General features: G+C 61.2%; 13 protein-coding genes. 5 read left to right on the top strand and 8 right to left on the bottom strand.

What is annotated here, in order from left to right:
- Positions 1 to 2: 2 nt before the first annotated feature.
- Positions 3 to 380: a hypothetical protein gene (locus tag CAG47_RS25930; protein ID WP_085728821.1), complete on the bottom strand. Its 378-nt coding sequence runs from the start codon at positions 378 to 380 to the stop codon at positions 3 to 5.
- Between the two features lie 171 nt (positions 381 to 551).
- Between CAG47_RS25930 and CAG47_RS25925 the strand changes: the two genes are divergently transcribed.
- A complete protein-coding gene (locus tag CAG47_RS25925; protein WP_085728819.1) occupies positions 552 to 1,364 on the top strand; it encodes a bifunctional 2-polyprenyl-6-hydroxyphenol methylase/3-demethylubiquinol 3-O-methyltransferase UbiG in 813 nt (270 codons plus the stop codon).
- Between the two features lie 14 nt (positions 1,365 to 1,378).
- Here the strand turns inward: CAG47_RS25925 and CAG47_RS25920 are convergent, their stop codons facing one another.
- From CAG47_RS25920 to CAG47_RS28610, 4 genes are all read right to left on the bottom strand, one after another.
- Entirely contained in the window at positions 1,379 to 1,687 is a 309-nt protein-coding gene (locus CAG47_RS25920) for an addiction module antidote protein (protein ID WP_085728816.1), read from the bottom strand.
- Positions 1,684 to 1,983, bottom strand: coding sequence for a type II toxin-antitoxin system RelE/ParE family toxin (locus CAG47_RS25915; protein WP_085728814.1), 300 nt, complete (start codon positions 1,981 to 1,983; stop codon positions 1,684 to 1,686). The genes CAG47_RS25920 and CAG47_RS25915 overlap by 4 nt, the downstream gene beginning before the upstream one ends.
- 125 nt (positions 1,984 to 2,108) lie before the next feature.
- Entirely contained in the window at positions 2,109 to 2,903 is a 795-nt protein-coding gene (locus CAG47_RS25910) for a carbohydrate deacetylase (protein WP_085728812.1), read from the bottom strand.
- Between the two features lie 43 nt (positions 2,904 to 2,946).
- Positions 2,947 to 3,108 carry a hypothetical protein gene (locus CAG47_RS28610; protein ID WP_158091332.1) on the bottom strand — a complete coding sequence of 54 codons (162 nt, stop codon included), beginning with the start codon at positions 3,106 to 3,108 and terminating at the stop codon, positions 2,947 to 2,949.
- Positions 3,109 to 3,167: 59 nt separating this feature from the next.
- On the opposite strand from CAG47_RS28610, the gene CAG47_RS25905 reads away from it, so the two are divergent.
- The 4 genes from CAG47_RS25905 (at position 3,168) to CAG47_RS25890 (ending at position 8,068) form a co-directional block, all read left to right on the top strand.
- Positions 3,168 to 3,836 (top strand): ABC transporter ATP-binding protein, encoded by a 669-nt coding sequence (locus CAG47_RS25905; RefSeq protein WP_085728810.1) that lies wholly within the window; start codon positions 3,168 to 3,170, stop codon positions 3,834 to 3,836.
- A gap of 1 nt (position 3,837) precedes the next feature.
- Complete coding sequence (locus CAG47_RS25900) at positions 3,838 to 6,309, top strand: ABC transporter permease (protein ID WP_085728871.1); 2,472 nt, start codon at positions 3,838 to 3,840, stop codon at positions 6,307 to 6,309.
- The gene (locus CAG47_RS25895; RefSeq protein WP_085728808.1) at positions 6,299 to 7,372 is read left to right on the top strand and encodes a lipocalin-like domain-containing protein; all 1,074 of its coding nucleotides are present in this window, start codon (positions 6,299 to 6,301) and stop codon (positions 7,370 to 7,372) included. Before CAG47_RS25900 ends, CAG47_RS25895 begins: the two co-directional genes overlap by 11 nt.
- Positions 7,373 to 7,489: 117 nt before the next feature.
- Positions 7,490 to 8,068, top strand: coding sequence for a hypothetical protein (locus tag CAG47_RS25890; protein ID WP_085728806.1), 579 nt, complete (start codon positions 7,490 to 7,492; stop codon positions 8,066 to 8,068).
- Positions 8,069 to 8,409: 341 nt separating this feature from the next.
- Here the strand turns inward: CAG47_RS25890 and CAG47_RS25885 are convergent, their stop codons facing one another.
- The 3 genes from CAG47_RS25885 to CAG47_RS25875 all read right to left on the bottom strand — a co-directional run bounded on the left by CAG47_RS25885 (position 8,410) and on the right by CAG47_RS25875 (position 12,360).
- The gene (locus tag CAG47_RS25885) at positions 8,410 to 9,816 is read right to left on the bottom strand and encodes a VOC family protein (RefSeq protein WP_085728804.1); all 1,407 of its coding nucleotides are present in this window, start codon (positions 9,814 to 9,816) and stop codon (positions 8,410 to 8,412) included.
- 110 nt (positions 9,817 to 9,926) lie between these two features.
- Positions 9,927 to 10,883, bottom strand: coding sequence for an alpha/beta fold hydrolase (locus tag CAG47_RS25880; RefSeq protein ID WP_085728802.1), 957 nt, complete (start codon positions 10,881 to 10,883; stop codon positions 9,927 to 9,929).
- Between the two features lie 22 nt (positions 10,884 to 10,905).
- Entirely contained in the window at positions 10,906 to 12,360 is a 1,455-nt protein-coding gene (locus CAG47_RS25875; RefSeq protein WP_085728800.1) for an NAD(P)/FAD-dependent oxidoreductase, read from the bottom strand.
- Positions 12,361 to 13,049 lie beyond the last annotated feature (689 nt).

Raw genomic sequence — 13,049 nt, 5'->3', positions numbered from 1 at the left:
TCTCACTGCAACACCGGGCCCTGTCTCAGACAGGACAGCATGCAACCGGGATTCTCGACTTCCTGGTTCACGTAAACGCCACGCTCCGGATCGTAGGAGCGGACAAACACCCGAACCGTGGCGTCGGCCACTGTCGGCAAGAGCGAGTCTGAGAACACGTGCTCGCTTGAAACCGGAATGAATTGCCCGGGGGCGGTCGGGATGTACGTACCCGGCGGCACACTGCTCATGGACGGTGGTACGGGGTGGGCGAAGGGTTGGTCGGCGCCGTAGTAGTTGAATTCACTGCTGTAGTTGGTGGTGGGCATGTCGTCGGCGTGGACGATAGCGGTCGCGCCCAGGCTGACGGCGAGCACAAGGATCAGGTCGGTTTTTTTCATGACGGCACCTGCGAGGTCGGTTTAACCACATGTCCCCAAGGACATTAACTATAGCTGCCACCGGGGGCCGCCGTCGGCGTCGGGCGGATTACAACTTCGCAACATCTGCCAGGATGACGTTGATCTAGACTCCGGCCGGTCAGATCGACCACTCGAACCCTGGAGCGTGCAATGGAACTGCCGACAAAAGAACAAGCTATCGCCAGTAACCGCGAGGCCTGGAATGACTCCGCCCGTCATCACAAAGACTCCCGCGCATGGCAGGCCTTGCTGGAGGGTGTGGCGCGGGCGGATTTTTCCTGCCTGGATGACACCCTGAGCGCCTTGCTGATCCAGACCGGTGTCGACGGCAAGGAGGTGGTGCAACTGGGCTGCAACAACGGCCGCGAAAGTCTGTCGCTGTTTGCCCTGGGGGCGCGCAGGGTCGTGGGTGTCGACCAGTCCGGCGCGTTTCTCGAACAGGCACGGGAACTGGCGTCCCGCTCACCCCATGCGCCGCAATTCATCGAAGCGGACATTCACCACTTGCCTGCGCAACTGCAGGAGCGCTTCGACCTCGCGCTGATCACCATCGGCGTGCTGAACTGGATGCCGGACATCGGCGAATTTTTCCGCCATGTGGCGTGCACGCTGAAACCGGGTGGCGCGCTGGTGGTATACGAAACCCACCCGTTCCTGGAAATGTTCGACCCCGAGGCAGCCGATCCCTTTCGCCCGGCCAGTTCATACTTTCGTCGCGAACCTTTCGTGCAGCACGAACCGATCGTCTACGAGGGCAAGGTCGAACAACCGGCCGCGCCGTCCTACTGGTTCGTCCACACACTGGGCGACCTCTTCAGCGCCGCCATTGCGGCGGGGCTGCAGATCCGCCACTTCAAGGAATACCCGCACTCCAACCGCGAAGAATGCTATGACGGCTATCAGCAGCAAGGGGCGCAGTTGCCGTTGTGTTTTACGTGGGTGGTGGTGAAACCGGCAACATAACGCGGAAAATCAAATCAGAGATTTGAGTGATTGGCGGCGTGCCCCGGCTGCGCGCAGAGGTCTATGCCCAACGCATGAATGACCTTCAGGACCGTATCGAAACGTGGTTTTGCACCTGGCGCGAAGGCTTTATAGAGGCTTTCGCGACCCATTCCCGAGTCTCTGGCTATCTGTGTCATGCCACGGGCTTTCACCACATGGCCGATAGCGCGAAGAAACTCCTCATTGTCACCGTCTGCCAGTACCTGAGACAGATACTCGCTGATGGCTTCATCACTGTCGAGCAGCTCCGCCAAGTCGAAAGTCGTCAAAGTCTGGCTCATGGTTTAAACCTCCTTTGCCATTTTTTTGCACGTTTGATATCGGCGGGTTGAGATGACTTGTCACCCCCGGCCAGCAAAACTATGACGACCCCACCTCGCATCGTGAAGCAAACCCGGTATCCGGCACCCACGTCCACGCGCATTTCAGAAACACCATCACCTACAGATTTGTTATCGCCGAGATTACCCGTAGATGCTCGGTCAATGCGACGAGCGATAGCTAGCTTGGCTCGTAAGTCGCGAACCGAGGCGTGCCATGCTGCGAAGGTAGCGGTTTGCTGGACAAGATAATTCATTGCTCGAATGTATCCAAATGGATACAGTTGAACAGTCAGATATTTCCGCGACCAGATGGTTTTTTTCTGAAGAAAGTGTAGGCGACCCCATCGCGAGCAAGCTTGCTCCCACAGGGGATTGCGAATTACTCCAGGACGATCTGTGTGCGGTGGGTCGCAGCGTCGCCAGCGGCGCCATAGGCCACCCGCGGCACACCGGGCAAACGCTGTTCCAGCAACGCACTCAAGGACTCTCCGGGTTCCAGGCAGGCATCGCCGAAGTCGGCACCGAGCTGGCTCGGGTGGGCGACGATTTCCAGCAGTCCATCGGGTGGTGCCTCGGCGTTGCGCAGATCCACCGGGGTGCACACGTAGTCGGCGGTGGCGCCCGCCAGGTTGCTCAGGCGACGGTTGAGCAGGTCCTTGTACAGGCGCTTGGGCAGGCTGAAATGTTGTCCCAGATTGCGCGCCAGGCGCACCGGCACTCCCTGGCGGGCGGCGAAGCGCGCGACGATCTCGCCGATTGGCCAGATGTTGTGCACGTGTTGATGGGAGTCCAGGTGACTGGGGCGCAAGCCGTTGTCCAGGCAGCGCTGCCACTGGGCTTCGAGCTCCTCGAGCACGGCGTGGCGATCCCGGCGCCGCAGCCAGAAGCGGGTGCGGGACAGGTTGAGGTCGAACGCGCCGGCACCGTCGCAGAATGTCGGGCATTGCACAATGCTCTGGCTCAACGGACGGCCGCAGGTCAGGTTGAAGTGCAGGCCGATGCGGCCTTCGAGCAAAGGATGCCGCGCCAAATTGCAGGCCGGCTCGAACGCCGGCATGTTGGCCATGGCGGTGGCGGAGCTGATGAGCCCGGCCTGGAACGCGCCCAGGATCACCGCGTTTTCGCAGGCGCTGCGGCCAAAATCGTCAGCGTTGACTATCACTTGTCGAGGCATGTTCACCTTCTTTGATTTTTTCCGCAGGCACCCGAACCCCTCATCATTTGTAGCTGGAAAACGGGAGGACGCAAAAAACCTTGCCCGAGGCGTCCTTGACCTGACCCTTCGACGGCGCGATCAAACCCTTGCAGACCGATTCAAATTCGGTGCGGTCGGTGAAGGGCAGTTGTCGCGGCACGGCGGACGGGGCGATGAGCGTCACCGGACAAAAACCATTCAGGGCCGCTATCCTTGGGCCATGCATTTCCAGCAGGTTTTCCCATGCTTGAAGTCCACGGCGTTTTCAAAAGCTACGCCACACCGCAAGGGCCGCTGCCGGTGCTGCAAGGCGTCGATCTCAGGCTCAAGCCCGGCAGCAGCCTGGCGCTGATGGGCGAGTCGGGCAGTGGCAAAAGCACCTTGCTGCACCTGATCGCCGGGCTGGACAAGGTCGATCGCGGCAGCATCCGCAGTGGCGGGCATCGCCTGGAACAGATGAATGAAGGGCAACTGGCGAACTGGCGCCGTACGGAAATCGGCCTGGTGTTCCAGCAGTTCAACCTGATCGGCAGCCTGCGGGTCGAAGACAACCTGGCGATTCAGGCGCGTCTGGCGGGGCGTCACGATCCACGTTGGCAGGCACATCTGGTGCAGCGCCTGGGCTTGGGCGAGCTGCTGCGGCGTTACCCGGAGCAGTTGTCCGGCGGCCAGCAGCAACGGGTCGCGCTGGGCCGGGCGCTGGCGTCGCGCCCGCCATTGCTGCTGGCCGACGAGCCCACCGGCAGCCTCGATGAAACCACCGGCGCCGAGGTGTTGCAGTTGCTTCTGGAATTGCTCGACGACAGTCCCACCAGCCTGTTGATGGTCACCCACAGTCCCGGTGTGGCGGCGCGGCTGGCGGAAAAAGCGCTGCTGTGCGGTGGTCGCCTGGCCGGTGCGGGTGAGCGCTGACATGCGCATTCTCGGCCAGACACTGCGCGCACTGCTCAGCCACTGGCGGCAGCATCCGGTGCAGTTTTTCAGTGTGCTGACCGGGTTGTGGCTGGCCACCAGTCTGTTGACCGGCGTCCAGGCACTCAACAGCCAGGCCCGTGACAGCTACGCCCGCGCCAGTCAGTTGATCGGTGGCGAACCTCAGGCCAGCCTCAGTGCGCCCGGTGGCGGCACGTTCCCCCAGCAATGGTTCATCGATCTGCGCCGCGCGGGGTGGCCGGTGTCACCGGTGTTGCAAGGGCGGGTCACGCTCAAGGGGCATGAAGAGCAGCGCCTGCAACTGATGGGTATCGAGCCGGTGTCGCTGCCAGCGGGTGCGGCGGTGGCCGGGCAGGCCATGGCGATTGAACAGGTGGTCGATTTCCTCAGCCCCCCGGGTACTGCCTGGATATCGTCGCAGACCCTGCAGGCATTGGGTTTGCGCGAGGGTGAGCGACCACAGAACCTCGCTGGTATGGCGCTGCCACCGCTGCATGTACAGGTCGATATGGCACCCGGTGTGCTGCTGGTGGACATCGGTTTTGCCCAGCGGATTCTGGGATTGCCGGAGCAGTTGTCACGTCTGCTGCTGCCGAAGGATTTCACGGCAACGCTACCGGATGCGCTCAAGGGGCAGTTGCAACTAAAACGCGCCGGTGAAGAAAACAACCTGGCGCGCCTGACCGAAAGCTTTCACCTGAACCTCGAGGCCCTTGGGGTGTTGTCGTTCGTGGTCGGCCTGTTTATCGTGCACGCCGCCATCGGGCTGGCGCTGGAGCAACGGCGAGGCTTGCTGCGGACGTTGCGAGCCTGCGGTGTCAGTGCGCGCATGCTGATCGCATGCCTGGCCGTCGAGCTGGGTGGATTGGCCCTGATCGGCGGCGTGGCCGGGGTGGTCAGCGGCTACCTGCTGGCCGGTATGCTGTTGCCGGATGTCGCCGCCAGCCTGCGCGGTTTGTACGGGGCCGAAGTGGCGGGTCAATTGAGCCTCAGCCCTTTATGGTGGTTCAGTGGTATCGGCCTGAGTCTGCTCGGCGCGCTGCTGGCCGGCGCCAACAGCTTGTTGCGGGCAGCGCGGTTGCCCTTGCTGGCGCTGGCCGACCCGCAAGCCTGGCATCAGGCCCATGCCCGCTGGTTGCGCCGTCAGGGGTGGGTGGCGGTGATGGCCGGGGTGATCGGGCTGTTGGCGTTGATCTTCGGCGACAGCCTGATCAGTGGCTTCGTGTTGATGGCGGCGCTGTTGATCGGTGCCGCGCTGGCGTTGCCGGTGGTACTCAGTTCGCTGCTCGGTTTCGTTTCGCAGCGCAGCCGCTCGGTGCTCGGCCAGTGGTTTGTCGCCGATTGTCGCCAGCAACTGCCGGCCTTGAGCCTGGCGTTGATGGCGCTGCTGTTGGCCATGGCGGCGAATATCGGGGCCGGCAGCATGACCGCCGGATTTCGCCAGACCTTCGGCGACTGGCTCGAACAACGGCTGACGGCCGAGCTTTACCTCAACCCGCAGAACCCGGTCCAGGCCCGGGAGCTGCACGACTGGCTCAATCAGCAGCCGCAATTGGCGGCGGTGCTGCCCAACTGGCAGGTGTCGATTCAGTTGCAGGGTTGGCCGACCGACCTGTCCGGCGTCATCGACCACCCGACCTATCGCCAGCATTGGCCGCTGCTCGAAGCCTTGGGCGACAACCCTTGGGAGCGACTGGCCAAGGACGATGCGGTGATGCTCAGCGAGCAACTGGCCCGGCGCCTGCGCGTTCAGCTTGGCGATCACCTGACGCTGCCGACGCCCACCGGCACGTGGTCGCCGCGGATCGTCGGGATTTACGCCGACTATGGCAATCCCAAGGGCCACATTCTGATCAATATCAATCATCTGCTACGCGGCTGGCCGCAATTGACACCGAACCGCTTCAACCTGCGCATCGAACCGCTGTCGATCCCGGCGTTCGTCAGTGCATTGCAGGCGCGTTTCAGCCTGGACGACAGCCGCATCGTCGATCAGGCGCGGCTCAAGGGCTGGTCCACGCAAGTTTTCGAACGCACCTTCGCCGCCACCGCCGCGCTCAACAGCCTGACGTTGTGCGTGGCAGGCGTGGCGCTGTTCATCAGCCTGTTGACCCAAAGCCAGAGCCGTCTCGGGCAACTGGCGCCGTTGTGGGCACTGGGTGTGACGCGTCGGCATCTGATGTTGCTCAACCTCGGGCAAACCTGGTTGCTGGCACTGCTGACCCTGGTGCTGGCGTTGCCGTTGGGCATCGCCCTGGCGTGGTGCCTGGACACGGTGATCAATGTGCAGGCTTTCGGCTGGCGCCTGCCGTTGCGGCTGTTTCCATGGCAATTGTTGCAGTTGATGGGGCTCGCGCTGGTGGCGACGCTGTTGGCTTCGGCCTGGCCGTTGTACCGTTTGTACCGCACGCAACCGGCGGACCTGCTGCGGACGTTTGCCCATGAAGATTAAGGCCTGCGTGTTGCTGCTGACGCTGCTGGCCAGCGGTTGCGATCAACCGGCGCCGGTGGACAAGGGGTTTGCCGGGCTGGGCAACCAGGCGGCTGCGTTCACCCCGGTGGTGCCCGGTCGGGTGTTCAGCTTCCCGGCGGATCACGGCCCGCACGACGGTTTTCGCATCGAGTGGTGGTACGTCACGGCCAACCTGAAGGACGACCAGGGGCATGAATTCGGCGCGCAATGGACATTGTTCCGCAGTGCCCTGAAAGCCACTCCCGAGGTGCCGGGTTGGCAGAACCGGACGATCTGGCTCGGCCATGCGGCGGTGACGTCGGCGACGGTGCATCATGCGGCTGAACGCTATGCTCGCGGCGGCGTCGGTCAGGCCGGTGTCAACCTCACACCGTTCAATGCCTGGATAGACGACTGGCAGTTGAGCAGCCAGGCGCCGGCCGACGACCCGTTGGCCGACGTGCTGCTCAGCGCCCGTGACCCGCGTTTCAGCTACCGGTTGCAATTGACCTCCACAGGTCCGCTGGTGCTTCAGGGGGAGCAGGGCTTCAGTCAGAAATCCGAACAGGGGCAGGCCTCTTACTACTACAGCCAGCCGTTTTTCCAGGCCAGCGGCACTTTGGAAATCGACGGCAGGACCTTTCAGGTCAGTGGCCCGGCCTGGCTCGACCGCGAATGGAGCAGTCAGCCTCTGACGAGCGATCAGACTGGCTGGGACTGGTTCTCCCTGCATCTGGACAGCGGCGAGCAGGTGATGCTGTATCGAATGCGGCAAAAGGATGGAGCGCCTTATCTCACCGGCACCTGGATCGACGCCCAGGGGCGCACGCAGTTGCTGCACGCCAGCGACATGAGCCTCACACCGCAGGACAGCGCCAGCGTGGCCGGGCGCGAGATGCCCGTCAGCTGGTCGATCAAGATCCCCGCCAAACACCTTGATATCACCCTCCACGCACTCAATCCCCAGGCCTGGATGGACTTGCGCATACCGTACTGGGAAGGCCCGGTGCGGCTCAGTGGCAGCCATGCAGGGAATGGATATCTGGAAATGACCGGGTATTAGAAAATCGGCGGTTTGCGACGACCACTCGCCGAACAGCGTCTATGCTCATCGCACACAGGGTGTTGAGCCTGGCTTCAACGCCGTCTGTTGTCATCTATCACAGGGAAAGTTCTACCTATGAAACGCCACGCATTGACCAAAGCCATTACCCTCGCAACCTTGCTGTCTGCCGCCAGTTTTGGCGCAGTTGCCGCCGATATCCCGCTGTCCGAAGTCGTGGTGGCTGATCAGGTCAGCACCACAGTCGTTTCGGTTGATACCGCGAGCAAATCCGTGGTTCTCAAAGGCCCGCAGGGAAATGAGTTCCCTGTTCAACTGACCGACAAGGCGAAAAACCTCGGCAATCTCAAGGTTGGCGATACGGTCGACATCAGGGTTACCAGCGCCGTTGCGGCCTACCTCGACACCGATGTCGACAAAGGCCTGCCCGGTACCGCCGAAGCCACCGGTGAAGTCCGTGCGGCGCCAGGCAGCGCCAACCCGGGGGGCGAAGCTTATCGTCAGGTGAAAGTGCAGCTGAAGATCACCCACATTGACATGAAGAAACACCAGCTGACTTTCGAAAACCCGGAAGGCAAGTCCAAGACGGTCGACGTCAAGCGACCTGAAGTCCAGGCCAAGCTCAAGGACTTGAAAGTCGGACAAAGCGTGAACGTGGTTTACACCGATATATTGACAGTGACCAGCAAGCACTAATATTGATGATTGGCGCTATACGAGTTGATTGTTTTTGTGCAGGTTCTGTACAGGAATAATCAGCTCGTATGTTCGAACCAGTAAGTTTGCGGTTCGTTGCGGGATGGTCGACATATTTATTAAATATTGTGTTAATAAATTTCATCTTTCTACACGGGCATATTTAGCCACATCTACTAAAATACCTCCCGTTCGCCCAGTGTAAGGCTCTTTACCAGTGCATGGATTGCCGAGGCCAGTGCACTGGGCGAACGCTTTCCTGGTTGTATTGAAAGTTTCGGATATAAAAAAAACGGGCGACCTGTAGGTCGCCCGTTTTTTATTGAGCCGTGAGAAGTCGTTCAGCCGTGTTTTTCATTGACTGGAACAACATCGGCCAACGCGGCGAAACACTGTTCGATCGAACGCCGCTGACTCTGGGCATACAGCTCCAGTTCATCAATGGTCGGGCGCCCCAAAGCCTTTTCGAACGCCTGCTGGTTGGAGTGCACGCCATAATGGGTTTGCGCGGTGTCCCCCAGGTTTGACTGGAAAATCCCCGCCGCGCTGACCGGCAGGAAATCTTCGTACACCAGTGGTTCCACCCGCAGGTAACCGTCGCTGAGCAGGTCCTCCAGGGCGGCGTTTTTCAGATCGCCCGCGGCCAGGCCTTTTTCCGTCACGAAATAGCGAAAGTAAGCCAGTTGCTGTTGGCGCATGCCTTCCCAGCTGTCAGGGAATTCGTTGAAGTGCCGGGCCATGAGCGCGTTGTATCGTGCGGCATTGGCTTCGTTGGGGAAGTCCTTGAGTTCGTCCCGCGCGGCATTGAGCAAGCGGTCGTACAGAGCGCGGCCTTTGGGCGTGAGGGCGGCACCGCGCTGTTCGATCTCGCCGAAACGGGCGCTGTGGCTACCGCGAGCCTCGTTTTGATCGGTGAAGGCAATCGCCTCGTCCAGGGCCTTGAAACTGGTCTGGCGCAGCAGGATCGGGCACTGGCGGCGGGGCGGGCCTTCGATCACCGCCTTGGGGGTGATGCCATGGGCCGGCATCTGCGCCTGGACGATGTCGATGTCCAGGGTTCGCGGTGTCAGGTGGTTGATGTGCGGGCCCTTGAACGCCACCACGTCGGCGATCAGACGATGCTGGGCGCTGAGCTGTTGATACTGCTCGGCGGTGACGGTGGCACTGTGGTGCCAGCGAAACGTCTCCAGGGCCTGTTCGACGAACGCCGAGGCTTGCGACTCGGTCAGGCCGCCCTGGGTTTCAGCTAGGTCGATGAGGGTGAGGGCCATGGGTGTAAAGATCGAGCGCCGGTCGAGCATCGACTGGGCGAATGCGCGCAGTTCCAGGTCTTCAATCAATTCCAGGCGCAACAGTGAGGTAAACACTCGGAACGGGCTGATCTGCAACGCTGCTTCATGCACCGCGCGAAACGCCGTGGAGTGCACCGGTACGCCAGCCGGTGTCAGGTCGTAGTAACCCACCGGTTGCATGCCCATCACGGCGAAGAGGCGGGCGAGGGTGGCCAGTTCATCGGCCGTGCCGACGCGGATCGCACCGTGACGCTCCAGGTCCAGGCGCTCGATTTCGCCGGTGCTCGCGAGCTGTTGCGCGATTTGCGGATCGCTGTCCAGTACGTGACGGTTGGTCTGTTCCACCAGTTCCATCAACGCGCCGTACAACGGCACCTCTTCGCGATACATGTCGGACATCGCTTTGGAGAAGCGTTGGCGGATCAGGTCAGGGCTGACGAAGTTCGGGTGGTTCATGAACAGGATTCCTGGCGCGGTGACGTAAAGGATGGACAAAAGATCGCAGCCTTGGACGACGCCGACAAACGAAGTTTCTGAAGAACTTCATTCCGCAACGGACTGTAAGCCTAATGCAGTCGCTGATCCTGTGGACTTTCTGAGCGCAGCGATGCCAAAAACTCGCGATACAGGCGCGCCGAACCGGTGGGCGCTTCCACCATGGGCATGTGTCCGACGGCGTCCCAGATGTGCACGCGCAGATCAACGATGCCCTTGCTCCAGATCGCCACGCTGCTGACATCGATCAGCCGGTCCTTGCGCCCCCACAGCAACAGCGCCGGGGCGCTGATGTCGGGCAGGTGCGGTTCCATCGGCGGGCTGGCGCGAAACTCGCGGAAGATCTCTTCCAGTTCCTCGCGGGACTGTTCATAGCGCTGTGCGACAGCGTCGAGCACCAGTTTCGGTACCCAGGGCGGCGAAGCCATGGTCATGGCGTAGAAGCGTCGGAACTCTTCGCGCGAATGAATCAGAAACGGGTTGTGGCCCTTGGCCAGGTGTCGCTCGAGGTCACTGGGCTCGGGCGAGGTGACCCCGGCCGGGTCGAACAGCGCCACGGACACAATGCGCTCCGGGTATGCGGCCGCGAGCCATGCGGCCATGTAGCCACCCATGGAGTTGCCGATGACATGGACTTTCTCGACGCCGCACACGTCCAGCAGCTGGATCATGCGCTTGGCTTGCAGCGGGATATCGTAGCCTCCACCTGCCTTGAAGCCGGTTTCACCATGACCGGCGATGTCCGGGATGATCACCCGGTGGCTGCCGACAAAATGCCGGGCGAAACGCAGCCAGAGGTTCTTGTCGGCGCTGAAGCCATGGAGCATCAGCACACTGCTGGTGGCTTCGTACGGCCCGCCTTGCCAGGTCGAGACGGTCATCTCGGGGATGGGCACGACGATTTTGTGCAGCCGGTACAACTTGGCCTCGACTGCCATGTTCCAGTCATACAGCCAGTAGCCGATGGCCGGGTAGGTAAGCCAGCTCCAGGCGACGAAAACGGCGAGAACGACGAACAACAAAAGCATCACGCGTCTCCTTTCTATCTACTCAGGACAAAATGTGATCGGCGGGTTTCAGTGCTCGGGTCAAACGGTGAAAACTGAAGCTGAACCCCGGAAACATGGCAATCACATGACCGCTCTTGCTTTGATACCAACTGTGGCAACCACCGGACTTCCACACGGTACGTTCCATTTCCCGGTGGATCATTTCAGTGTAGGTACGTTCCGCCTCATGGCGAACTTCGATGCTGCGTAAACCTTGAGTCTTCAAGGTGCGAATGCAATCGAGGATGTAGTTCATCTGGGATTCGATGATGAACAGCGCCGAGGTGTGGCCGATGCCGGTGTTCGGTCCGGTGACGATAAACAGGTTGGGAAACTCGGGCAGGGCGGTGCCGAGATAGGCCCGCGGATACTGTGCCCAGACATCTTTCAGACGAGTGCCGTTCTTGCCCGTGACCGGGTAGGAAATCACCCCGTCGGTGGCGTCGTAGCCGGTGGACCAGACGATCAGGTCCAGGTCGATATGCTGTCCGTCCCGGGTAACGATGCCGGTTTCGTCGATGGATGCGATGCCGTGTTCGCGACTGTGCAGCGTCACGTTGCGGCGGGCCAGTGCCGGGTACAGTGTGCTGGACAGAATCACCCGTTTGCAGCCGATGGTGTAGTCCGGCGTCAGTTTGCGCCGCAGTTCGGCATCCGGTACCTGGCGCTTGAGAAAACCCAGGGCCTGGCGCTGGACCATGTGCACCGCCGGCTTCGAATACTTGAAGGCAATCACCCGGGTTTCGAATTGCCAGTAGATGCCCCAGCGCAGCAACTTGTAGGCGGGCTTGAGCCCCAGCAACCAGCGCTGGACGCGCCCGAAGCGGCGGTCGGCCCGGGGTAATACCCAGTGGGGCGTGCGCTGGAATACATGCAAGTGCCCGACGTCCGGGGCAATGGCCGGAATCACCTGGGCCGCACTGGCGCCGCTGCCGACGATGGCCACGCGTTTTTGCCGATAGTCATAGCCGTGATCCCAGTCATTGGTGTGAAACGTCTTGCCCGCAAAGCGTTCCTGCCCGTCGAAACGCGGCACCACCGGCTGGCTCAACGGCCCGCTCGCATTGATCAGGAACTGTGCGCAAAACGTGCCTTTGCCGGTGGTGTAAACAATCCAGCGCTTGTTGGCGTCGTCCCATTCGATGCCCTCGACATTCGTGTCCAGTTCGACCTTGTCCCGAAGGCCGAAACGTTCCACCACATGGCGCGTGTAGCGGTACAGTTCGGCCTGTTCGGCGAACATTTGCGTCCAGCGGTACGGGGCGAAAGACAAGGAATACAGCGGTGAGGGCACATCGACTGCCGCGCCGGGGTAGGTGTTCTGGCACCAGGTGCCACCGAAGAACGCCCGGCGCTCGAGCAGGCGAAAATCGTCGACGCCGGCCTTGAGCAAATTGATCGCAGCACATTGGCCGCCAAATCCGCTGCCTATGATCAATACTTGAAAGGTCTGCATGGGCCTCCTCTTATAGTCATCGATCATCCCTGTCTTTCATGTATAGCCGTTTCTGGAGACGAAACGCTGTTTACTTGAAATCTTGAGCTGGGCTTGGGGGATGTTCCCGGAGCCCTGTGGGAGCGAGCTTGCTCGCGAAGCGGTGTCGTGGCTGGCCGGGTTTTTTGATTGTGTACATATCCGTTGCTGCGGTAACGGCGGCTTATGGTTTCGCCCTTACGGCGACTTCCTTTTTTACAAGCGCCTAAAAAAGGAAGCGAAAAAACGCTCGCCCCTGGCGTCCGGCCCCTCGCCAAGGCTCGGGGTTCCTTCGCTCCGGCATTCATCCGGGGGCATCGCCCTCCGGTTTGCTTCGCTGCACCTACATGCGATGAGTTCGACTGCGTCGAACGGCGCTTCGCGCCAATCCCCGGATGAACGCCTCCACTCAGCCTTCCGAGGGGGCGGGTGGATCAAGATCAAGAGCTGCAGGCGAGCTAACGCTCGGCCTGATGAGTGGTGAAGAGCGAAGGTGTACGCCGCTTTTGCTTTTGATCTACCCGCCCCATCGGCAGGCCGAGCGGAGGTGTTCATCAGGGGGGAGGCGCGTAGCGCCGTTCGACGCAGTCGAACGCATCGAGAGGAGGTGCAGCGAAGCAAACCGTAGGCGATGCCCCCTGATGGGCACCGTAGCGAGGGAACACCGAGCC

Origin of the sequence: Pseudomonas sp. R37(2017), assembly GCF_002113375.1 — a bacterium.
In the GTDB taxonomy this organism is placed as follows: domain Bacteria; phylum Pseudomonadota; class Gammaproteobacteria; order Pseudomonadales; family Pseudomonadaceae; genus Aquipseudomonas.
The sequence above is the reverse complement of the archived record's forward strand: the minus strand, read 5'-3'. Positions and strand labels throughout refer to the sequence as shown.